This window comes from Micrococcus sp. GbtcB5 (assembly GCF_019091605.1).
In the GTDB taxonomy this organism is placed as follows: domain Bacteria; phylum Actinomycetota; class Actinomycetes; order Actinomycetales; family Micrococcaceae; genus Micrococcus; species Micrococcus luteus.
In genome coordinates this window covers 1-246 of record NZ_JAGXJK010000336.1, presented here as the reverse complement: position 1 = coordinate 246, position 246 = coordinate 1, and the positions used below count along the sequence as shown (strand labels likewise).

The 246-nt window shown below is 67.9% G+C and carries 1 protein-coding gene; it reads left to right on the top strand.

Going from position 1 to position 246, the window contains the following annotated elements; translation table 11 throughout:
- A partial coding sequence (locus KVS67_RS12595) for a BMP family ABC transporter substrate-binding protein (RefSeq protein ID WP_217565507.1) occupies positions 1-246 on the top strand: 246 nt, incomplete at both ends.

Sequence of the window (246 nt, the reverse complement as noted above, 5' to 3'; positions counted from 1 at the left end):
TCCGCCACGGCGCGGGCGGCGTTCCTGGCCGGGTCCCTGGCGGCGGGCGCCACCGAGACCGGCACCGTGACCACCTATGGCGGCATGGAGACCCCCACCGTCACCATCTTCATGGACGGCTTCGCCCGCGGCGTGGAGCACTACAACGAGGACAAGGACAAGGACGACAAGGTCCTGGGCTGGGACAAGGACGCGAAGACCGGTTCCTTCACGGGCGACTTCCAGAATGTGGCCAACGGCAAGACG